Raw genomic sequence first — 23185 nt, 5'->3', positions numbered from 1 at the left:
CTTATTTAAAGCCTAATAATAAATTAAGTGTTTGCACCACACCATCTTCATCATTATTTTTTGCTATTAAGTTAGCTTCTTCCTTCAATTCTGGATATGAATTGTCCATCGCCACTTTATATTTAGCCGCTTTAAACAAATCAATGTCATTTAAACCATCTCCAAATGCTATTGTTTCTGTAGGATTAATTTGGAGTAACCGTTGTATTCGACGAATTGTTGTACCTTTGTTAACGCCTAAATCTGCAATATCAATCCACTCATCATCAGAAGCTATAATATATACTTCTGATTCATAATGTTTTATTTGGCTAGCAGTAGTCTTACAATTTCCCGTAGCATCATGAACTGAAATTTTTAAGAAATCATCTTCAACTTCAGAGAAATCATTGATATATGTCACGTTTTGAAATGATCCATGCACAATTTTCTTTTCAATTTCTGGAATATGATTTAATACATAAGCCCCCTTTTCAGTACAACCTAATATGGTTTGTGTTTGGTCAATATCTTGAATTGTCTGTATAATTTCTTTCCCTTTTATATTTTCAATTTTAGCATTATAAATAAACTCTCCATTATATTTAATCCTCGTTGCACTATCTCCAACAATAAATGTATCTTTGGACAACTCCCCAATAATACTTTCAACGCGCTCACATTGTTTTCCAGTACAAAAAACAAAACGGATTTGATGTGCTTCACAATTTTCTTTTAATAATTGAAAAGATTCACTATTAAATTGACTGTCACTATTTAAAAAAGTACCATCCATATCTGCAACAATAAGCTTAATATTCACTTTAATGCACCCCTACGATTCATATTTATGCTAATTATATCTATTTGTTAGTAAAAAGCATAATATTCATATTCTATAAAACAAGCATTCTATTATTAAGTAAAAAATAGATAACTTTTACCATATTAATAGTTGATATATAATAAATATATAAATTTATTATGTATAAATCATACAAACAACACTTTTATTTAAAGGGAGCAAAATATAATGGAGCTCAGACATATGAAGTACTTCGTGGAAGTGGTTAATTTAAAAAGCATGACTAAGGCAGCGTCAAAACTGTTTATTACGCAACCTACTATTAGCAATACAATCAAATTATTAGAAGATGAATTAGATGTTACTTTATTTCACAGATTTAAAAATCAAATTTATTTAACAGACGCCGGCGAAGCGTTTTTCTTCCAATGCAAAGAGATGCTAAAAATGTATGACAACATTCCTAACGATTTAAGCAATTTACTAGAAATGAAGTCCGGTCATTTAAAAATAGGCATACCCACTATCATTAATATACGAAAGTTAATCAATTTAATTTCTCAGTTCCATGAATCTTATCCAAATGTAACTTTTCAACTTTTTGAAAACGGAAGTAAAAAAATTGAAAATGATGTTTATTATGGAGATTTAGACATGGGTATCACCGTTTTACCAACTGACACTAAAATTTTTAGTACTTTTTCATTTTTAGAGGAGTCTTTAAAACTTGTCGTACATAAAAACCATAAACTGGCAGATAAACATATGATAGATATAGAAGACTTAGTAAATGAAGAGTTTATTTTATTTAATTCTGACTTTTACCTAAACGATAAAATTATTAATATTTGTAGAAATCATGGATTTAATCCAAATGTTATTTTTGAAACAACACAATGGAGTTTTATTGGAGAAATGCTTTTAAATAATATGGGTGTTTGTGTGCTACCAGAAGGGATTTTAGAATTATTAGACTCTGATTTAACAGCAATAGATATCGATGAAGCATCGATGAAATGGGAGTTAGCACTTATTTGGAGAAAAGATACAATAGTTGATTCACTTACTAAAAACTGGATTAAATTTATACAAGAGAACGTTTTATTGAATGATTAAAGAAGAAGGTATTTGTAAATTTTATACCTTTATAAATTATAGATATTTTATAGTTATAACTGCACCTCCTATAATTTAATGTGTAATAAATAATAGAAATGGGAGCTAAGTTATGGAAAATTGTAAGTATCCGAACGACAGTAAAATCATTAGTACTGATCAAGTATTAATTAATGATTTAAACAATTATAATACCTTATTTGGTGGCGTATTAATGAAAAAAATTGATAATAACGCTACTTTATCAGCACGAAGACATGCTCGGGTTAAAGAATGTGTGACTGCATCCACTGATTCTATAGAATTTTTACATCCAATTACCCAATTAGACTCTGTTTGCATTGAATCTTATGTAGCTTACACAGGTGAAAAATCAATGGAAATATTTTGTAAAGTAATTGCAGAAGATATGATAACTGCTGAACGAAAAATAGCTGCAATTGCCTTTTTAACATTTGTTGCTCTAGACGAACACAAAAAACCGATCAAAGTAGCAAATATCACACCTCAAACACATGAAGAAAAATTATTGTATGCGCATGGAGAAGATAGAGCAAACATGCGAAAGAACAGACGTCAACAAAGTAAACACCTTATTCAGTCACTTAATACAGTTAAGCCTTGGGCATTGGAGGTTGTAAATAAATGATAAGTGAAATGGAAAAACTACAACAAATTAAAACGAAACTATCTCAATTACAAGTTCATTCACCCGAACTCTACTTAAAATTAGAATATATTGCCAGTTTAACTAGACAACTAAGTATACATTATAAATATTTAGGGCTACTTATGTTTTCAGAAGACTCATATGTTATTCAGGAAAACAGACCCACTTTAATTAGGGATTCTGTTTTAAGTTTATATGAACAAGAAGTTGAAAAAGTAAAAAGTAATGAGGCATTTAGTGATTTCTATACCATGATACAAAAATTTCAAGATATAGCTTATTCACAAGTATTCCTCATTATTTTAGGGGCTGAACCTAGCTTCGTATTCCACAATACAATTATTAAATAATTAGAACAACCTTTTAAAAAATGAGGTGTACTTAATGAGCATATCCGAGTGTAGATATGTATGCGTCAAAAATAATCAATCCTTTACAGCAGGTAAGCTATATTGGTTATTTCCAACAGATGTTACAACTTTAGATGAAAATTATTCTTACGTTTCCAATGAGGGCCAACTGTTAACAGAATCATATAAAACAAATTATTTTATAAAAGCCAATAATTTAGTAAGTCATAGTTGTTAGTATAAAACATCCGTAATATCTTTATACAGATAATACAACATCACTCCCTGTTCCCTAAACCGCCAATAGTAATTAAAATTAAACACCAAAACGCCGTTTCCCTTATCCTAGCGTTTTGATTCTGAAACTATATATGATAAATCATTGGATAATGTAAGAATTGACATAGATTAAAATGGCCGAGACATAATTTTGATGTCTCGGCCATAATCGTTATATTGACAGTATTTATCATTATCAAAAATTTTATATATTATTTAAGTTTACTTCTTTATTTTCTTCCTTGTTTTCAATAATATATTTTAATTTTTCGGCCAGTACATTGCCGAAAGACTCCGAATAAGTATTTGTCATATGATCCATATCTCTATAAATATTAATATTTCCAATTACTGGCGTATATTGATTATCTACTTTAAAAAATTCAGTAGGGTCAAATTTGTACAGTCTCTCATCATTTTCAGCAAAATCTTTCCAATATGATGTGTCTTTTTGGCTTTCAAAATCATTCATTTTTTTGATTGTCTTATCTTCACCAAATTTTTCAAATTCTTCAGGAACACTAAAATCATAAGTTGGGATATCTCTTATAGCAAGAACATCCATATCATACTCATCTTTTACAATATTCAGTTGATTGATCATTTGATTTTGAACCCATTTACTATCACTCGCAGCAGAAGTTGCATGTGAAACAACTAAGTCTATATCTTTATGATGTTGTAAATAGTCGTTAACATTTTCAACCCATTTTCCTTTAGGGCTATCATCTTCATAGCCAGTAGAAAAACGTGTTCCAGAACGTGTAATATTCAATATTCTATAACCATTTTTATCTGCAGCTTTAATAAATCCACCAAGCCAATGTTCAGAGTGAGAACTTCCAACTAGAGCAATTGTAGCTTTATAATTCTCTGTTTTACCATATTCACCTACTTTTACATCTGTTTCTTTAAGGTTTTGGTTACTATTATCGAGATGAGATTCAGGTAAATCATCAAACACTTTTGCAAAATTTGGCATAGGTGTTTGCTCTTCAATTTCTTCACTTTTAGCCACTGCATCTACACCCGGATAGTCTTTATGACTTATTTCCTTATCAGAGCCACTGTTTTTCACTACACCCACCACAAATAATGACACAATTAAAATTAAATTGACTGATAATACTTTACCTAACTTTGCAAAAGCTTTTTTATTATTTTTACCATTTCTAATAGGAGCTTCAATAAATCTCGTCATAAAGAAAGATAAACCAATAGATAATAAAATAATCATAATACCAGATATTAGTCCTGGCTCTTCTGCAATTTTAAACTTATAGAAAGAAAGTAATACCCAGTGCCATAAATAAATACCAAAGGATATGCCACCTAGTTTAGTCATAATAGGCAATGCTAAAAATCTTTTTACACCATATTTTGTATCCACATTGCCTGAAAGAACGATAAGCAATGCACAGGTCATTGGCCATAAGGCAATATAGCCTGGGAATAGTTTAGACACATCAAATAAAGCACCTGTTAATATCAATCCTACTAAGCCAACCCATCCAATAATAGCAGCTACTAAACGATTGATTTTGATTCGTCCTAAATTAACACATAATAAACCACCTAAAGCGAATTCCCATACTCTTGTAAATGTAATAAAATATGCAAAAGGCTGATTTACTTGGGTAAGGTATATAGAATAAATAAATGACACTATAAATATAATTATTAGTAAAAAGTTAACAAGTTTTTTGCCATTCGATAGCGCGTATTTGCGTACTAAATATAAAACAAATGTAAATAATACAAACCAAATAAGATAAAATTGACCTTGGATAGACATGGCCCAAAAATGTTCGAGTGGGCTCTTCATTTGGTTAGCATCTAAGTAATCTGTACTACTAAAAGCAAGTTGCCAATTTTGATAATAAAATATAGAAGCTAGTGCCTCTTTAATCGTTTTCGTTAAAATCGTAAGCGGTAAGAAGAAGAAACTTAACACCAATGTCACCAAAACTATAAACAGTGCCGATGGTAAGAGACGCTTCAATAATTTAGATATGTATGGCCAAAACTTATATTCTCCAGTTTTATTTATAGTTGAGATAATAGATGTTGTAATTAAAAAACCTGATATAACAAAGAAGACGTCCACGCCTCCCGACACTCTTCCAAACCATATATGATAAATAGCGACAAGTAATGCTGCTACTATTCTTAGCCCCTCAATTTCAGGACGAAATTTGCGTTCAATATCAATTAAATTTTTATTTTGTTTCATTTTAATCCCCTTAATAAAATATAACTCATTACTTATTTGATGAGAGAAAACACATAAGCGTGTGACAGAAGTTTGGCAACAGTTTTCTGCCTCCCCTCTGTCTACGCTTCAACCAAATCACATAACTCTTTTCATCAGAAATACCACTACACATTGTTACTTAACATCATTCATTTCGTCGAATCTTAAGCGCTAAATTACCATTGATAGTTGGATAAATAGTAGCTGTTGTTGAAGATATTTTTATTTTCTTAGTAAACCCGTATTTAATATTTAATGCTTTATAATCATCATAAACAATTATAATGTTATAAACACCTGTAGCTAGTGTCTCTATTAGATGTTGATTTAACATGATTGTAAAAAAACCATCTTTCAATGACATGTCTTCGTAAGTTATATTTTGTTTGTAATCCGTACGACTTTCTAATTGAATTTCTTTTATTCTGTTATCTTTCAAATTATTAACTTCTATTTGAAGGTACATAGCTTTTTCCATTACTTGTAAATTTTTTAGGTTTGCAAATGGGGTTGTTATTTTAAAATCATAACCATCAGTATCTTTTGAATCATAATAGTTATCAGCTGTTTTTTCTAAAAATTTATGCCCCCTTTTCAACCATTCAAAATACGCTTCAAATTTATTAAAATCATTGTCATAAATCGCTGCTACAGCAGAATTGAACTTAGCATCAATTTGCGGAACAATGCGTTTTTTGACATATGCATTTTCAAATGCTGTTTTAATCATTTCAAAAATATTTATCTTAGTTGCTTTTGGTGAATCTAAAAAAACATGAGAATTACAACTTGTTAATAAATCATATTCTAAATTTCGCAATAACAACTTATCTCTACGTTTTTTGTCTTTCATATTCAATATATATTCAAATATAGTTAAATCACTTTCTCTCTTTTTAATAAAATGAGTTCTTCTAACAATCGAAATATTATCTGAGTAGCGATTGATATGCACTCCAATGCTCGTTGTAGTTGTAACTTTTTGCGCTTTTTCAAATACTCTCACAAAAAACAGTTTATCTTCTCCAAAATGTAAATTTATTGGAAATTGTATATCATGTTTTTCAATTAACTTACGCTTAATAAATTTACCACCAGGGCCTAAATAATAATATAAATAGGGAATTTTATAACTTTGCTCATTAATGTATGTCTTAGCTGTCATAAATCTCGCATGAACAGATTGATTTTTCTCAGTATGTTTAATGACCTTGGAAATAATTAAATCGCTCTTATGCCATTTTTTATTTATTGAAATCGTTTCCAAAATATTCTGTTCTAACCAATCATCACCATCCAAAAAGTATAAATACTCACCGTTACTATGTTTAATACCAGTATTTCTAGGTATTGATGGTCCGCCACTATTTTGGGCTAATCTATACTTTTTAATATTAAAAGTATTATAACGTTGCAATATTTCCCATGTACCGTCGTTTGAACAATCATCAACAATAACTATTTCATATAAATCTGCGTCTAAACTTTGTGCCATTACTGAGTCCAAAGTTTTTTCTATTGTATTTTTATTATTAAAAGTAGTAATAACAATAGAAAAAATAATCTTTTTATTTTCGATTATAATCACCTTTTCATATTTATATTAATACATTATGTTAATTTAAATATTATTATAACAATTTATACGTTATAATTGTTACAACTTATTAAATTTATTGGAGGCCAGTAACTTGCGACATATTAATCAAGAAGGTTCTATGCTCTATATTTCTTTCAATCAACAAAATAATAGTATTGGAAAATTATATGTAAAAAATGAATTTCATTCTATTTCGTATAATCCAATAGATGAATTTTGTAATTTTGAAATTGATTTAAACGAAATTTTGAAAGCGTTTAAATCGTATAATAGAAGTAAAATTTTTTTAATTATGGAAGAATCTGATGCAATTATTACGACTCAAAAAAATATTAAGGTAACAGATGAGCAATCTTCTGTTTTTAATTTATCAGAGATTTCGGATGGCTCGGATGTTATCCATCCTTATGTCACCCAAAATGGTTTTTTACATCTTTCTATGGAAAGTTATTTACCACAAAAAGTATTCTTTTCAAGACGTCATATTGATGCACTTAAATTTAACAATAGCGAAGCTTATATTACTGGGGAATTTTCAACATTAAATGCCGTTGTACAAAAATCAAATATCGTAATACGCACACGCTTTACGGAACGCGAAACTGAAATACCTTTGCCAATCACTTTGAAAAGTGAGAATAAGCGAACACATACTTCTAATTTTAAATTTTCAGTAGATATTTATAATGAATTGATCAACTTTATGAAATATCCTTTTGAAACAGAAGATGTTATAGATATTTATTTGAAAGTTGATGTACAAGAATCAGCTGAACCACTTCTAACCAAACTTGGTAATCCTAGAATTTTTACAGAACGGTTCCTTAAAGGGGAAATTATTACAGATTATAAAGAGGAAATTGTCTCTATTACACCCTATTTCACAATGAAAGGTCGTAACTTATCTTTTCGTATAAATCGCTATAGCATTGAAAGTTACCTGACTTATCTTCAAAGTCTGAAAACACCTTCATTAAAGAACCTATCACTAAAATCAAAAAATAAAGTTTGGATTATCGGAGAAAAATCTTATAAAGCTCAAGATAATGGATATCATTTCTTTAAATATATGAGAACGTACCATCCAGAATTACCTGTTTACTACATTATTGATGAACACTCAAATGAAGCAAAAAATGTATTGCCATTTGGTAATGTCATTTACTATCAATCTCCTGAGCATTTTTCGGTAATGTTGCAAGCAGATTATATTTGTTCAACACATCATCCAGAATTATTGTTCCCAACTAATAGTGCAGCCTATACGAGAAAAATTACTGCCACTAGAGTGTTTTTACAACATGGTGTCTTAGGCACTAAAAATTTAACTCAAATTAATGGTAATCAATTAAAAGACTTCAATGTAGATGTCTTTATAACAAGTTCAGAGCGCGAAAAAGAAATTGTAGTTAGAGATCTAAATTTTGATGAAACACAAGTTAAAGTTACAGGGTTAGCTAGATTTGACGAGCTGTTCAATAAAGATATTCAGATAAAAAATCAAATTTTAATTATGCCAACATGGAGAGATTGGTTAACTAACTATGAACAATTAGAATCCTCTGAATACCTAGAACGTATGAATACTTTAATCAACAGTGATAAAGTCAAAAATATTGCGGAACAAGGCACAAAAGTCATTTTCTGTTTACACCCTAACATGCAACCTTTTATTGATTCATTTGATATACCACAGCATGTTACAAGTATTAAACAAGGCGATGTAGACGTTCAACAACTCATTCAAGAAAGTAAATTGATGATTACAGATTATTCTAGTGTTGCCTTTGATTTTAGTTTTTTAGGTAAACCTGTGATCTATTATCAATTTGATAAAGACCAATTTTTAGGAAAAGAACCTTCCCACATTAATATTGAGGAAGAACTACCTGGATTAATCGTAAATAATCAAAACGATTTAGAGACACAACTTACTAGAATAATAGCAAATAACTATACAATAGATGAAAGCGTTAACATAAAAGCGCAACGTTTCAATAACTTTAATGACCGTCATAATAGTGCACGAATCTACACAGAAGTTAATAAATTTAAAACAAAAAATCAATTTAAAAGTAAGTTGAAATACGATATTTTATCTCAACATTTATTTAAACGTTTTAGAAGAGATAAGCGTTATTTTAAAGTTATGGATAAGTATAATAGTGCAGTATCTAAAATTGTTCCTGTTAAGAAAGATTTAGTAGTATTCGAAAGTAATGTTGGTAAATCAGTTAGCGATAGCCCAAAAGTGATTTATGATGCTTTAAAACAACACAGCGACCAATATCAAATTGTATGGGTTAGCAACACACAATACCCATTTAATGATGCGAACGTTAAATCAATAAAACGTTTATCACCAGAATATTATCACTATTTATCACGTGCTAAGTATTGGATTAACAATCAAAATTTCCCTTACTATATTAATAAGCCGAAAGATACGCTTTATATTCAAACTTGGCATGGAACACCACTTAAAAAAATGTTGAATGATATAGAAACTTTTGCAGGCCGCGATGATGGATATAAAAATCGCATTAATCATGCAATAAAATATTGGGACTATCTTGTTTCACCAAGTCCTTATGCTACAGAATGCTTTAAATCTGCTTTTGATTTTCATAAAGAGATACTTGAGGTTGGATATCCAAGAAATGACGTATTTTATCAAGACGAAGCTAAATTAGAAAATGAAAGCATTCATATTAAGCAAAAATTAGGTATTCATGATGACCGTAAAGTGATTTTATACGCTCCGACATTCCGTGACGACGAAATTACAAAAGCCAAAAAGCACATCATTAATCTGCAAATAGATTTATATGAAATGCAAAAACGCTTAAGTGACGATTATATCTTAATTTTACGTCCACATATTATCATCAGTAATGCTTTACATTTAGACAGTAGTCTAAATGATTTTGTGATTAATGGCAGTGATTATAATGAAATTAGTGATTTATACCTCATTGCTGATATATGTATTACTGACTATTCGTCAGTAATGTTTGATTACGCTAATACGAAAAAGCCATTATTGTTCTTCACTTATGATCTTGAACACTATAAAAACAGTCTTAGAGGATTCTATTTTGATTTTGAAAATCAAGCACCTGGACCTCTTTTAAAAACAAACGAAGACTTAATTCAATCAATAGAAAACATCAACCAAGTTCAAGAAACTTATAAAGATAAATATAATGCATTTTATAATCGTTTCTGTACTTTTGAAACTGGCACTGCTGCTAAAAGTATAGTTCAACGCTTCTTTTAAAAACATATAAGGGAGTAGAACAGAAAACATATTCTATAAACAGCGTTTCTGTCCTACTCCCTCTAATATATTTTATAAAACAGCATGATGGAGGTTTACATATGTATAATCAACTTACAATCATCTTACCTTTTTATAACAACGAAGCACACCTCAAACAATGCCTAGAAAGCCTTATTAATCAGACAAACCAACACTTTGAATTAATATTAGTTAATGATGGTGCACAAGATCTATCTGAAAAGTACTTATTTGAAAAACTAGAAAATTATTCAAAGCAGCCTAAATATATTAAATTAGATAAAAATCATGGTCATGCCTATGCACGAAATAAAGGAATCGCTCATGTTAAAACACCCTATTTTATGTTTTTAGATGCTGATGATATCATCACGCCTTATACCATTGAAGTATACTTAAAGTATCTCAAACAGCAAGATGCAGTTATTTCGAAAATACAAGACTTTTCTTTAAATATACCTAATTCTTATCTTGATGAAGACCTAACTGTTCATTACAAACAGATTGATAAACATCCAGACTCCTTACTAAAACAAGATTCAATCAGTAATATTATATTCAAAACAAGCATTGTACAAAATCATCATATAAAGCTTAATGAAAAGCTCAATATTTACGCTGATTGGTCATTCATTTTAGAATATAACAATTATGCAGAAACATTTGTTCATATTGAAGGCATACCCTTTTACTTTTGTGGAGAGATTTACGATCCTTTTAAAACTGAAAAGTTGAGAGCCCAACCGTTTGAATCTATATTTCCAGACTATGTAGATGCCTTTAAAGATGCTATTCAACGTGTTAATAAGCTCAATAATAAAAAATCATTACAAAAATTCATAATACAGCACATGGTAGACAAACTGCATTTTTGGTTTGAACCAAATAATCAAAACAATGCTGCTCAATATCAATTCGCTAGCAAAATGTTAGCTGATATCATACCGATGATCAAACCAGCATTAAAATCAGAATCACCTTTATTTAATTTAGAATTACGATTTATTCAATTTGGCTTTACGCAACTTGCCATTAAACTTAATTACAAAAGGTATCGTTTACGCTTTTATAAAGCAATTTTGCTGAATAAACCGACTAAACATTATGCTAAGTATGTCTTGTTTAATAAAAATTCTGATGTGTCACATCAAACTGTAGTGTTCGAATCGTTCGGTGGTAGTAGTTATAATGACAGCCCTAAATATATTTATGAGTATATGAAAACACACTACCCAAACTTTCATTATTATTGGGTGTTTAGAGATACTGAAAACATAGATGTACCAGAGGGTATTAAGCCTATACAAAAACAAAGTGCTGCATACTACGATATTTATAAAAAAGCACACGTTTGGGTCTCTAATGCACGATTACCATTATTTATTAAAAAGAAAAGTAACCAACTTTATATTCAAGTCTGGCATGGCACACCTTTAAAATTTCTAGCAAATGATATGACAGTAGTTCGTATGCCTAATACAACAACTGCCACCTATAAGCAATATTTTTATGAGTCTACACGGCGTTGGGATTATTTAGTATCACCGAATGCTTATTCTACTACTATATTTCAATCAGCTTTTTGGATGGCACGTAACCAAATTTTGGAAATTGGTTATCCTAGAAACGATTTACTCATCAACCATCAACATGATCAAGAACTACATCATAAAATTAAAGATAAATTAGGAATCTCTTCCGATAAAAAAGTAATTTTATACGCGCCAACTTGGAGAGATGATGAATACAGTACAGAAAATAAATATATATCTAATTTAAAAATAGATATCGATCAACTTCGAAATCGCTTAGGGGATAAGTATGTAGTTTTATTCCGAATGCATTATTTAATTTCTAATGAGCTAGACCTTAGCCAATATACAAATTTTGCTATTGATGTTTCAAAGTATGACGATATTTCGGAATTATATCTAATTTCCGATTGCTTAATCACAGATTATTCTTCGGTCATGTTTGATTTTGGTATATTAAAACGTCCTCAGATTTTCTATGCCTATGATATGGAGAAATACAGTACTGACTTGAGAGGTTTTTACTTTGATTATCTGAATGACTTACCAGGCCCTATTTATACAAATACAGCAGATTTAATTGAAGGATTGGAAAACATTAAACAAATTGAGCAACAATATCAGCCAAAAATCAATCACTTTTATAATCGTTTCTGTGCAATTGAGGATGGTAAAGCATCGCAATACCTCGGAGATTTGATTGCAAATAGAATACATAATACAGACATTTAAATTTTATAAGTTAATAATAATAGAAATAGAAGTTAGTGAAGTATTCACCTTGGAGATTGCTATATTACAGGAAATCATTTTTTGAATTTTATGCTTGTTATATTAATCCAATCTTATGATAAAAAAGATTAAGGTTTTAAAAGGATGTATATAATTATAGAAATTCTAGAGTTGAATTATTCAATAAATTGGGTAACCCCACTTTACCTTTTCATTCCAGAATCTATTATCTATATAATTAAAAGCTCCGAGACATTTATCGATGTCTCGGAACTTTATTTTGTTAGTGAATCTCTAATAATCATTGATTAAATTAATTTAAACAGTTAGACAAATCATTGTAGATAGTACTCATGAGTAATTCTAAGTGTAGAATTAAAAACAAACTAAATAGATTTGTCTAAATTTAGATTAATCTTATTCATTATTATTGATTTGTGCTTGTAGTGATTGTGAATTAGACTGTGAAATATTGAGTAAATATTTGGACCTTGCCAATGATTGCTTACTATTATTATAGGAAATTCCTACTCGCTTGGAAAGTAAAACTGTGACAAGCGACCCTAATATCGCTAACACTGTAATTGTGATAAATAATGACACGTTCGCAGTTGGATTAACAAAAAAGATAATCACAGCTATAAGTATAGACACTATAGCGATACCTATTAATATTAATGTAGCATACATATATTGCGTTGCTTGTTTCAAATCTTTTTGAAATTGTTCTTTGGAACGTCTATAGTAAAGGTTGTTTTTGTATAATTTCAAATCTCTGTTTGCATCCATCGTTTGCGCAAAATCTGAAACTTCTTTATTATCATCCTTTTTTAATGCTTCGATGATTGGTTGATAACCAAATGTAAGTGCAATTTTTTTCTCTTTTACTGTGCCCTTTGCCAGCCGGTGCAATTCTTCTAATTTTTGTTGGTTCATTGTGTCCACTCCCGTATTGTTTAGTATTAATCTGTGTTATTAAGCCAACTCTCACTTTTCCATTGAGTCTGCTATTTTGTTAACAATAGGTGCTTCTAAACATCATCATTTATTTTTTGATAATTCTGTTTTTTGTGAGTTTTGAACTTGAGTTTGCGTCTCCGTGTTATTATCTTGTTTTTCTTGGCTATTGGCTACATGACTGCCAAATAAAGTACCTGAACCTAGCACAGCACATAAAAAGAGCCCACCTAACCAAGTAAAGAACGTTGGTTTTTTTCTTCGTTCATAGCGTTTTGCTTTTTCAGCATCATCATCTAATAAATTACCTACATCGATATTCTGCGGTCCAGCAACCTTACTGAAATTTGATTGATTTGACTCAATATTTGAAAAACTTAGAGCTTGCTGTTTAATTTCCATAGCACGCGCCGAAATACTTAAACTTGTTTGATTACTTTGTTCTAGTTGTTGATTTAATCGATCTAGATGACTTCTATTATTTTGAAGTTCCATTTCTTTAGAACGGATCGATTCATCTTTATCTGCGCTTTCTCTTTTTGATTTTTCTAATTCTACTCTTAACCAATTAATTTCATCTGTCATTTGTGAGTCTTTTAATTCATAATCAGTTACTTTTTGATTCACTGCTAAATCTAAACGTTCATTAAATGTTGCTTCATTATGAATTAAATCTTGTTCTAACTTACTAATTTCTCCTCTAAGTTTGTCGACGTCTTCACTTCTTTTTTGGACTAATGTTTCCACATCTTTTTCCATAATATTTTGAAGTTCCGACTTTTTAGTAGCTATAGTCTCTTGATGATGTTGAACGATGTCATCGACAATTTTAGTAATATGCAAATCATAGTCATTTTTTACATTGGCATCTAATACTTTAATTTGGTTATTATAAGCATTTTTGGCTTTATCTGATAATGTCTTCTCATATTCACGAATACGATTTGTTAAAATCGGTCTTTCTTCTCTTTCTATTCTTTCTTCCATATCTCTACGTGCTTTTTCGCTACGCTCATTTTTACTTGTTTCAAAATCTTTTTCTAATTTTTTAGTTTGCTCTTCAACTTTCTTTGGAATAACTCCTAAATCTTCTTGTAATTTACTTTCAATTTGTGTGTATGTTCTATGATATTGAGAATCATTTGATTTATAATTACGCATTTTATCCGCTTCAATACTTTTACTCCACAAATCATTAACAAGTTGATTAAAGATGCTGTTTATAATATCTTCTCTCTTTTTTTCTAAAACTGCTAATTTATCATTTTTTGCTTTGTTAAAGTCATCTTCAGTTAATTGTTCAAGCTTTCGGTAAGTAGGTAATATTTCTTCATTATAACCTTTGTCATCGACAATACTTCTAAATTCTAAATTTTCATCATCTAAATATACTTTATCTATAAGTGAATCCAGTGTGTTATATAGGTTGCTTTTTAAAAATTGGATATCTGAAGAATCTTCATTTTTATTAATAGATATAACTTGTTTTTTCTTATTTTCATTAAACAATTTTTTCTTAGCTCCATTTTTATTTTGAATTTGTTCTATAATTGCGTCTTTTAGTGGTTGTAATGTTTCAAATTTTAAACCTTTACTTAAATCAGAAATATCAAAGCTAGTAATATTGATTTCTTTTAAAATATCATTGTTTATAACTTTCAATTTGGACTCATTTTTTTGAGGCATATAAAGTCTTAAACCAAAATTACAGTCAGGACGTTTAGCCTCTTTAATATTATGTAAAGAAGTTAGGTCTGTAACACAATATTCTCGATCTTCAAATATTTTGAATGGCTCATTTTCATCATTATGATCTATCGTCACATCAAAAGATTGCACAATTTTAGAGGAACCTAAGATTTGTTTAAAACAATCAACAGCATTCCCCTTAGAATCTCCTTTTCTCAATACTGGGGCAACGATTGGAACAATATATATTTCGCTTTCTCCTGCAAGTACATGGTCTATTTCTAAAGAACTAATATCTAAAACGTTATTGCTCATTACATGTCATCCTTCCATTCGAGTTATTGTTTAAAAAGTATTTTCATTTTATGCTTAATCGATAGTCAAGAAGTCATAAAATAATATTTCTTTCTGTGCAATGAAATAATATCAAAAAACGAACTTATTTATTTTTTAATATGTTATATAGTAAATTATTATTACTTATCATATTTAGATGATAACATATTAATTAAAGTTGTAATATTAATATTTTAAATAAAAACACGTATTTTAATTATTAATTCGAGGATTTTGTAATTGTTTTTATACAATATACGGAATATAAATAATTTTTGTGATATGAAATATTAACAGTGATGTGTGAAAATTTACCAGCATAAAAATTTTTACATGAACTCCATCCAAATACTTCATTAATTATAGAAATATTTATGTTACGCAGCATTTTCCAGGAAATATTAGCTAATGCAATTTAGTTTGATTTTACAACAATAAGTGAAGCCTTATTCTAAAACATAAAAATAGAAAGTCCGAGACATTACTTTATGTCCCGGACTTTTAGCGTTTTACATCAACTTATTCTTAATTAGGAATTGATATCAAACACAGTTCTGATAAGTTTTATTTAATTAATCTTTTACTCTATTTCACTTATTTTTTGTTCTGGATATTTTGTAACACTATCCAATATGTCTATAAACCTATCCAACATACGTTGAATTGTTGATGAAGAAAATAATTCACTCGCATATTTTAAAGACACTTTGTAAACTTCGTCCCCTTCTATCATCATGTGTAAATCAAATTTTATATTTGTATCGATAGTTTCTTTACGTTCAATTTCCCAACCATCTACGTTCAATAATTGCTCATTAATATTTTGGAATGCAAAAGTTACATCATGCAATGTATTACGAGTTAAATTATATTTTTCTACAATTTCTTCTTTCAAGTATTCAATAGGATAATCTTGGTTATCTAAAGCTTTCAACGATAGCTCAGTAATTTCTGTTAATAATTGATTAAATGATTTATTACCTTCTGGAAAACCACGTAATGCAAGTCTATTAAAAAACGCACCGACAACTTCTTCAGTATCTTTTTGTGTACGTCCTGAAACGGGGCTACCGATTACTATATCTTCTTGGTTAGAATACTTATTCATCAATATCATTAATGATGTTAATAGGATTGTATAATCAGTGCTACCAGTCGCTTGTGCAAGTTTATCTATTGCTTTTTTCGTTTCATTAGGCATGTTCACAGTAATTGTTTTACCTTCAAAAGTTTGTTGTTTAGGTCTTGGATAGTCCAAAGGTAAATCTAAAATAGGAAGTTTATCTTCAAACTGTGACAACCAAAATGTACGTTGCTTGCTTAAATCATAATTTTTAATCCATTCACTATAGTCTTTATACTGTAACTTCATCTCACCTAAAGTATGCCCTTGATATAATTTTGAAAATTCGCCAATAATATGATAAATGGACGCACCGTCTGAAATGATATGATGAATATCGAATAATAATATATAACGCTGTTTATCAAATTTCACTATTTTAACTCTTAACAACGGTGCAATTTTTAAATTGAATGGTTTTACAAAATCTTGTAAAAGTATATCATAATCAATATTTGATTTTTCTTCATAGTCTACACTAATTTGTATGTCATCTTCAATTATCTGAACAGTTTCTCCATTAATTGTTTCAAAACGCGTTCTTAATACCTCATGTCGATTAACTAAAGTTTGGAAAGCATTCTGTATACTTTTCATATCTATATTACCTTTTATTTCAAATGCTCCAGGCATGTTATATGATGTTGTTTGTTTACCAGCAATTTTATTCAATGTATATATATGCTGTTGCATCGGAGATATAGAATAAAATAATTTATCTTCAGCTTTTGGTATTTTTCGTAAATTTTTGTATTTATTACTTTCCTTTATAATTTTAGCCAATTGTATAACTGTTGGTTTTTCAAAAATATCTGTAACTGGTATACGGACACCGCTTTTATGTTCTATTTCATTTATAATTCCCAAAGCATTAAGTGAGTGGCCACCAATTTCAAAGAAATTATCATTCGTGCCAACACTTTCAATATTCAATATATTCTCAAATATTTGAGTGATCATTACTTCTGTGTCATCTTTAGGCGCAACGTATACTTTGCTTTCAACCTTAATTTCAGGCAGTTGACTTTTATTTAATTTACCATTGTCTGTGACTGGTATTTTGTCTATTTGAGTTATATATGTTGGAAGCATATAACTTGGTAATTTTTCGCTTAAATCTCTTTTGATATTTTCACAGTTTAGTTGCTCATCTGAGACTAGGTAAGCACACAGCGCTATATCTCCCTCTCCCATTGATTTGGCAATAACAGCAACATCTGTAAGTTTTTCATTCTTACGTAAAGCACTTTCTATTTCACCAAGTTCAATGCGATAACCACGTATTTTTACTTGATCATCGATACGCCCTAAACATATAATATTACCATCTTCCTGCCATTTTGCTAAATCACCGGTACGATATAATTTCCCTTCACCGAATGGATTATCAATAAACTTTTCTTTTGTCAATTGAGGTCGGTTTAAATAACCATCAGTTACGCCTGCTCCCCCAATACAAAGCTCTCCTTGAGTACCAATACCCATGAGATTATTATCTTCATCCATAATATACGCTTGTGTATTCGCAATAGGTTGACCAATAGGTACAGTTTCATAGGTAACATTATTTTCAAAACTAAAGTTCGTCACATCAATAGTAGTTTCAGTGGGGCCATAAACGTTGATTAGTTGTGTATTATTCACCTTACCAATCCATTTACTAAATTGATTAACTAACTCTGGCTTCACTGCTTCGCCTCCAACTAAGACATACCTTAAGCTAGCAAGTAAGTTTGATTGTTTAGTTAACTGAATATAATGAATAAATGGGTTAAACATAGAAGGTACAAAGACAGCTATCGACACTTTAGATGTGTGAATTAATGATGTGATTACTTCTGAGTTACCTTCTTTACCCGACGGTAACAATGTGGCTTGTGCACCAACCATAGCCCATCCAAATAATTCCCAAATTGACGGGTCAAATGTAAATGGCATTTTAAATAATATGTTATCTTTACTACTAATACCAAATCTCTTAATTCTTCTATTAAGATTATTCATAACACTTTTAGAAGTTATCTTAACACCCTTAGGTTTACCTGTAGTGCCAGAAGTATAAATAATACACATCAAGTCAGATATACTTGTAACATGCGATAAATTCTTTGTGGGTTGTATTGATATACTTTTATCCTCCATTAAATTTATAACCGATTGATTAAATTCAATAGAAGTGCCTAAAGCTCTATCTGTTAATAGTGTATTGGGTTTACTGTCTCTTAAAATATAATTGATACGCTCGCTCGGATATTCTGGGTCAATTGGAACATAGGCGCCACCCGCTTTTAAAACACCATATATCCCAACTATCATTTCCAAATTACGGTTTGTCATTACACCTACTAAGCTATTCGGTTTGACGCCATTGCGTCGTAATTGATGCGCGACTTGATTTGCTTTAGCGTTTAATGTTTGATAAGTAAGACTTTCACCTTCGTAAGTAACTGCCTTATTATTTGGCGTTTTTTTCACTTGGCTTTCAAAAATCTCTACAAAGGTTTTCGTGTTACCCATACTTACTTGTGTATTATTAAAGTCATGTAAAATAAGCGTCTTTTCTTCTTCAGTAACAGTCTCAATTTCACTAATTTTTCGTTGCGGATTCTCTAATATTATATTTAAAATTTTCATAATATTTGAATGTAAATTTACAACTTCCTTTTCACTTACGACATCTAACTGGTAATCATAATCTATTTCTAGACTCTCTTCTCCATCTCTATTGCTTATATTTAAACCTAACGGTACATTTGTTGTACCAGGGTCTAACCATTCTTCTGAGTATCCCTTTTTGATAAAATCTGGATTATGCTGAGTATTTTGAAATGATACTACAAAGTCTAGTAAACCTTTTGCATTTTTGCTATGTTCCACTATATAACTGTTTGGATATTTTCTATGTTTCAACAACTTGAACGTTTCTTTTTTCATTAACTTTAAAAATTCATTAATAGATAATTTTTTATCCATTTCCACTATTATAGGCAACACTCTTGAATAGACACCTGTCATTTGCTTTTCAAATTGCGTATTTCTATTGTGTAATATTAATCCAATCGAATTCTTATTTATTGAATTTTTTTTATACTTTAAAATCAACATAGCTGCAGAAAACAAATTGCTAATACTTAATTGGTTACTTTTACAAAATTCCATAATTTTCTGTGTGTATATGTCTGGAAGTCTATAATTCAGCCTATTACCCTGGCCACTGCTATTCCTTTTATTTTCAAACAACTCGTTATTTTCTAAATTTTCTACTTTTTTAATCCAAAATTGTTTATCTTTTTCGAATCTAGATGAATTTTTATAATTTATTTCTTCTTCCACGTGATCTAAATACGTATATTCAAAATCCTCTTCATTTTTTCCGTAAATTAATGATTCACATAATGTATTCCCCGCTATAGTCATACTCCAACCATCTGAAATAATATGATGTTGCAATAGTAATATTCCAATATCTCCACTAGGCTGTGTTAAAATTACAAATTTAAATAATTCGCTATTGAGGGCAAATATATTTGATTCTATCTGTGTAGTAATCCATTCATCATAATCCTTTTTATTATTATAAAAATCAATGTAATTAAATTGTTTTCTTTTATATTCATCTATATATTGCTTATATTCTGCGTTTTGTTTTTTGACTTTAATTCGATAACTCTCATGTCTTTTTATTAAATTGTTTAATGCTTCATCAATCTCTTGTATTTTAACATTATCTTTAATAGTAACCATTGCTGCTATATTATTAATACTAGTATTTTCATAATATTCTTCTAACTGGATAATTTCACTTTGCGCTTCAGATAATATATACTCTCTCACTAAATTACCTCCATAATTTTAATCGAAGTATATAACATGCAATTACATACATATGCACGTTATTTTATGATGATATTCTTTATAGTTTTTACTACAATCATATATTCAAATAAGTGTAGTTAAATAGAACAGAAAAATATTTATTTTAGTAGATTCTAAAAAATAAATATCTTAAAGTAACAAAAAATGGCAAGTTTTATTTTAGCTTGGTATTACTATACCTCAGGCTGTTTTACTTTTTCTTTTAGGATAAGTATTTGTGTAATTTTTTCTTCAAAAATAATGGTGATACTTGATATAATTTTAAAAGATAATGAACAAGTTGTGGCTTGTTTATTTCCTCTTTTTTCTTTTGAATACCTTTTACTATAGTTTCTGCTAATTTATCAGAATTTAATATAAATGTTTTATTCATGTTTTTATATAGCCCATGTATATCAGCTTTCTTTAAAAAAGGAGTGTCTATTGGTCCTGGATTTACTACAAGAACATGGTAATTAGGCTCTTCCATTCTCAAAGTATTTAATATTTGAGTAAATGCCGCTTTTGAAGCTCCGTAATGACCAGTACCTTTATCTGTTATTAGTGAAGCAAAGCTGGAAATCCCTACAATTGTTGGTTCTTCAACAAAAAATTTTCGTAAAACATTCAATAAAACAGAAAAATTAATCGTATTAATTTTATAAATTTCATTCATTTGCTCTATAGAGATTGAAGACATATTTTCTATATAACTCAAGCCTGCACAATGTATAAAACCGTCTATATCATGGCTTAATTTATCCTCTAATAATGTTAAATCTTCAACATTTAATAAATCACATTCTAAAGATTGAACATTTTTGTTATTTTTAAATAATTCAATTTGGTTAAATTTATATAAATCTCGGCATAGAATAGTAACTTTACATCCTTTGTTAAGCAATGTTTTTACGATAGAGTAACCTAAACCACTTGTTCCCCCAGTAATAATATAATGCTTATTATCCACGCTAACACTCCTTTTAATTATAATTTAAAATCAAAACATAATAACATTCATGATAATAACATAAAAATCAATTATAAATCATTTTATATATATTCTCTAATCGATAAGATACATCTTTATATAATATTAAAACAATCAAAAACAACGGGAAGCTATTCAAAGTGAAATAAAATCAAATTTTGTAGATAGTACTATTACAAAGGGAATGTTTATAGAAGAAATGGAAAGATTAATTGAAATAAAGTTGCAGCCATGTATAACAAAAGCATACCTTAAATATGAATAGTAAAATTTGCAATTATCTGTGTTAAAATAACAACAACTACAATAGATGGAGTAATGGTCAAAAATGGATTAATTTAATGTTTATGTTTTTGATAATGGTTGCTTGTATTTTCTATTTCCACACGTTTCCATATCGCACCATTTTCGTTTTCCATCTTTTGATATATCAAGAAAATAACATATGCAATTTTCATGGTAACACTGCCTAATTCTTTTAGTATCATAATGTTTCAAAGTATTAACTAAATTAATAATAATAATATAGGTTATATTAGCCTTTATAGTTTTACCTATATAAACTAAATCTATATTTTTATCATTATCTTAAAAACCAACAGCACTATTTATATCATTTATATATTTTTTTACTTTACTTTTAATACTCTGTGAAAGTTCTCCTTCACTTTGGATACTATTTAAAACTTCTTTAGATAGCATTCTCAATTCTTTTAGCAAAGTAACTAATTCATCTGTTATAACATTTTCATTAGTATTTTGATTAACCATATTATTATCTATTAGCCAATTTTATATATCTGATTTACTAATCAATAAATTCATATATTTATTATCTTTAATAAATATCGTATTAACTAGATTAACCCATGATTTTCCACCAATAGTTAATATTTTTTTATTCATGCTATCACCTCACCTACATACTAACTTTTAAATTATCATTTTAAAAGTTGGTTATTTATGCGTATCATATAATCTATAAAAAACTTTTATAAGGTTATACGATAGTAGAAATTAAAATGACTACGTTTTATCAAAAAGTTACTGTACAAGATATCAATATATTTTATAGAGGGGCTGGTAATCCAAAAGACCCGACTATTTTATTATTACATGGCCCCCATCCTCATCACATATGTATAAAAGTTTAATAGAAAAATTAGAAGATGATTATCACCTGGTTGCGCCAGACTATCCAAGCTTTGGAAATAGTGACCAACCAAATATAAATGCCTTTGATTACACATTTGGCAACATTGCAAATATTATAAATGAATTTATAGAAATACTATCTTTAGAAAAATTCAGTATATATGTTCATGATTACGGCGCACCAATTTGATTATAAATTCTTGATTTAATCCATTTTGAATAAGGAATTTGTTTAAAACTAGAAGACTTAAACGACTATATATAGCCATAACTATTATTAAAAAAGAGAGCACTCAATGAATAACGTAATCTATATTTAGAAATAACTAAGACACCTAATTTTTTAGGTGTCTTTTATTATAGAAATATAATTATAATACTTGATAAGTTTAGTGATTGAAATAATATTTTCATATCATTTGTAATTATGAAAACAATTTCAACAATGACGAATGTAATAC

15 protein-coding genes are annotated in these 23185 nt (G+C 29.0%); 6 read left to right on the top strand and 9 right to left on the bottom strand.

Annotated features, from left to right (window positions below):
• Position 1: 1 nt before the first annotated feature.
• Positions 2–802, bottom strand: coding sequence for a Cof-type HAD-IIB family hydrolase (locus ACSUE0_RS01395; RefSeq protein WP_119614591.1), 801 nt, complete (start codon positions 800–802; stop codon positions 2–4).
• A gap of 210 nt (positions 803–1012) precedes the next feature.
• Here ACSUE0_RS01395 and cidR point away from each other — a divergent pair, with 210 nt between their 5' ends.
• The 3 genes from cidR to ACSUE0_RS01380 all read left to right on the top strand — a co-directional run bounded on the left by cidR (position 1013) and on the right by ACSUE0_RS01380 (position 2920).
• The gene (gene cidR / locus ACSUE0_RS01390) at positions 1013–1900 is read left to right on the top strand and encodes a cidABC operon transcriptional activator CidR (protein WP_119614592.1); all 888 of its coding nucleotides are present in this window, start codon (positions 1013–1015) and stop codon (positions 1898–1900) included.
• A gap of 112 nt (positions 1901–2012) precedes the next feature.
• The gene (locus ACSUE0_RS01385) at positions 2013–2549 is read left to right on the top strand and encodes an acyl-CoA thioesterase (RefSeq protein ID WP_436955734.1); all 537 of its coding nucleotides are present in this window, start codon (positions 2013–2015) and stop codon (positions 2547–2549) included.
• Positions 2546–2920, top strand: coding sequence for a hypothetical protein (locus ACSUE0_RS01380; protein ID WP_119614594.1), 375 nt, complete (start codon positions 2546–2548; stop codon positions 2918–2920). The genes ACSUE0_RS01385 and ACSUE0_RS01380 overlap by 4 nt, the downstream gene beginning before the upstream one ends.
• Before the next feature lie 484 nt (positions 2921–3404).
• Here ACSUE0_RS01380 and ACSUE0_RS01375 read toward each other — a convergent pair whose 3' ends face one another.
• Positions 3405–5432 (bottom strand): acyltransferase family protein, encoded by a 2028-nt coding sequence (locus ACSUE0_RS01375; RefSeq protein ID WP_119614596.1) that lies wholly within the window; start codon positions 5430–5432, stop codon positions 3405–3407.
• 166 nt (positions 5433–5598) lie between these two features.
• Positions 5599–7041, bottom strand: a complete 1443-nt coding sequence (locus tag ACSUE0_RS01370) for a glycosyltransferase family 2 protein (RefSeq protein ID WP_119614597.1) — start codon at positions 7039–7041, stop codon at positions 5599–5601.
• Positions 7042–7144: 103 nt separating this feature from the next.
• On the opposite strand from ACSUE0_RS01370, the gene ACSUE0_RS01365 reads away from it, so the two are divergent.
• Complete coding sequence (locus ACSUE0_RS01365; RefSeq protein WP_436955731.1) at positions 7145–10333, top strand: CDP-glycerol glycerophosphotransferase family protein; 3189 nt, start codon at positions 7145–7147, stop codon at positions 10331–10333.
• Between the two features lie 101 nt (positions 10334–10434).
• The gene (locus ACSUE0_RS01360; RefSeq protein ID WP_436955729.1) at positions 10435–12618 is read left to right on the top strand and encodes a bifunctional glycosyltransferase family 2 protein/CDP-glycerol:glycerophosphate glycerophosphotransferase; all 2184 of its coding nucleotides are present in this window, start codon (positions 10435–10437) and stop codon (positions 12616–12618) included.
• Between the two features lie 417 nt (positions 12619–13035).
• On the opposite strand, the gene ACSUE0_RS01355 is transcribed toward ACSUE0_RS01360, so the two are convergent.
• From ACSUE0_RS01355 to ACSUE0_RS01330, 6 genes are all read right to left on the bottom strand, one after another.
• A complete protein-coding gene (locus ACSUE0_RS01355) occupies positions 13036–13554 on the bottom strand; it encodes a magnesium transporter (RefSeq protein ID WP_119615232.1) in 519 nt (172 codons plus the stop codon).
• Positions 13555–13659: 105 nt separating this feature from the next.
• Positions 13660–15579 carry a hypothetical protein gene (locus tag ACSUE0_RS01350; RefSeq protein WP_436955727.1) on the bottom strand — a complete coding sequence of 640 codons (1920 nt, stop codon included), beginning with the start codon at positions 15577–15579 and terminating at the stop codon, positions 13660–13662.
• 601 nt (positions 15580–16180) lie between these two features.
• A complete protein-coding gene (locus tag ACSUE0_RS01345) occupies positions 16181–20557 on the bottom strand; it encodes an amino acid adenylation domain-containing protein (RefSeq protein ID WP_436955725.1) in 4377 nt (1458 codons plus the stop codon).
• A 244-nt stretch (positions 20558–20801) separates the two neighbouring features.
• On the bottom strand, positions 20802–21548 hold the full coding sequence (locus ACSUE0_RS01340; RefSeq protein ID WP_436955723.1) for an SDR family NAD(P)-dependent oxidoreductase: 747 nt from the start codon (positions 21546–21548) through the stop codon (positions 20802–20804).
• Between the two features lie 366 nt (positions 21549–21914).
• Complete coding sequence (locus ACSUE0_RS01335) at positions 21915–22067, bottom strand: CGNR zinc finger domain-containing protein (RefSeq protein ID WP_436955721.1); 153 nt, start codon at positions 22065–22067, stop codon at positions 21915–21917.
• A 90-nt stretch (positions 22068–22157) separates the two neighbouring features.
• Entirely contained in the window at positions 22158–22340 is a 183-nt protein-coding gene (locus ACSUE0_RS01330) for a hypothetical protein (RefSeq protein ID WP_436955719.1), read from the bottom strand.
• Positions 22341–22707: 367 nt separating this feature from the next.
• Between ACSUE0_RS01330 and ACSUE0_RS01325 the strand changes: the two genes are divergently transcribed.
• A complete protein-coding gene (locus tag ACSUE0_RS01325; protein WP_436955717.1) occupies positions 22708–22914 on the top strand; it encodes an alpha/beta fold hydrolase in 207 nt (68 codons plus the stop codon).
• Positions 22915–23185 lie beyond the last annotated feature (271 nt).

The sequence above is a fragment of the Staphylococcus sp. AS1337 genome, assembly GCF_051408735.1.
GTDB lineage: Bacteria > Bacillota > Bacilli > Staphylococcales > Staphylococcaceae > Staphylococcus > Staphylococcus xylosus_B.
This window is presented reverse-complemented; position numbering and strand designations above follow the sequence as displayed.

Bases quoted from the DNA above. Each gene is read 5' to 3' on its own strand.
- ACSUE0_RS01325 (WP_436955717.1), top strand. From the start codon at position 22,708: ATGTATAAAAGTTTAATAGAAAAATTAGAAGATGATTATCACCTGGTT.
- ACSUE0_RS01360 (WP_436955729.1), top strand. From the start codon at position 10,435: ATGTATAATCAACTTACAATCATCTTACCTTTTTATAACAACGAAGCA.
- ACSUE0_RS01330 (WP_436955719.1), bottom strand. From the start codon at position 22,340: ATGGTTAATCAAAATACTAATGAAAATGTTATAACAGATGAATTAGTT.
- ACSUE0_RS01385 (WP_436955734.1), top strand. From the start codon at position 2,013: ATGGAAAATTGTAAGTATCCGAACGACAGTAAAATCATTAGTACTGAT.
- ACSUE0_RS01380 (WP_119614594.1), top strand. From the start codon at position 2,546: ATGATAAGTGAAATGGAAAAACTACAACAAATTAAAACGAAACTATCT.
- ACSUE0_RS01355 (WP_119615232.1), bottom strand. From the start codon at position 13,554: ATGAACCAACAAAAATTAGAAGAATTGCACCGGCTGGCAAAGGGCACA.
- cidR (WP_119614592.1), top strand. From the start codon at position 1,013: ATGGAGCTCAGACATATGAAGTACTTCGTGGAAGTGGTTAATTTAAAA.
- ACSUE0_RS01375 (WP_119614596.1), bottom strand. From the start codon at position 5,432: ATGAAACAAAATAAAAATTTAATTGATATTGAACGCAAATTTCGTCCT.
- ACSUE0_RS01350 (WP_436955727.1), bottom strand. From the start codon at position 15,579: ATGAGCAATAACGTTTTAGATATTAGTTCTTTAGAAATAGACCATGTA.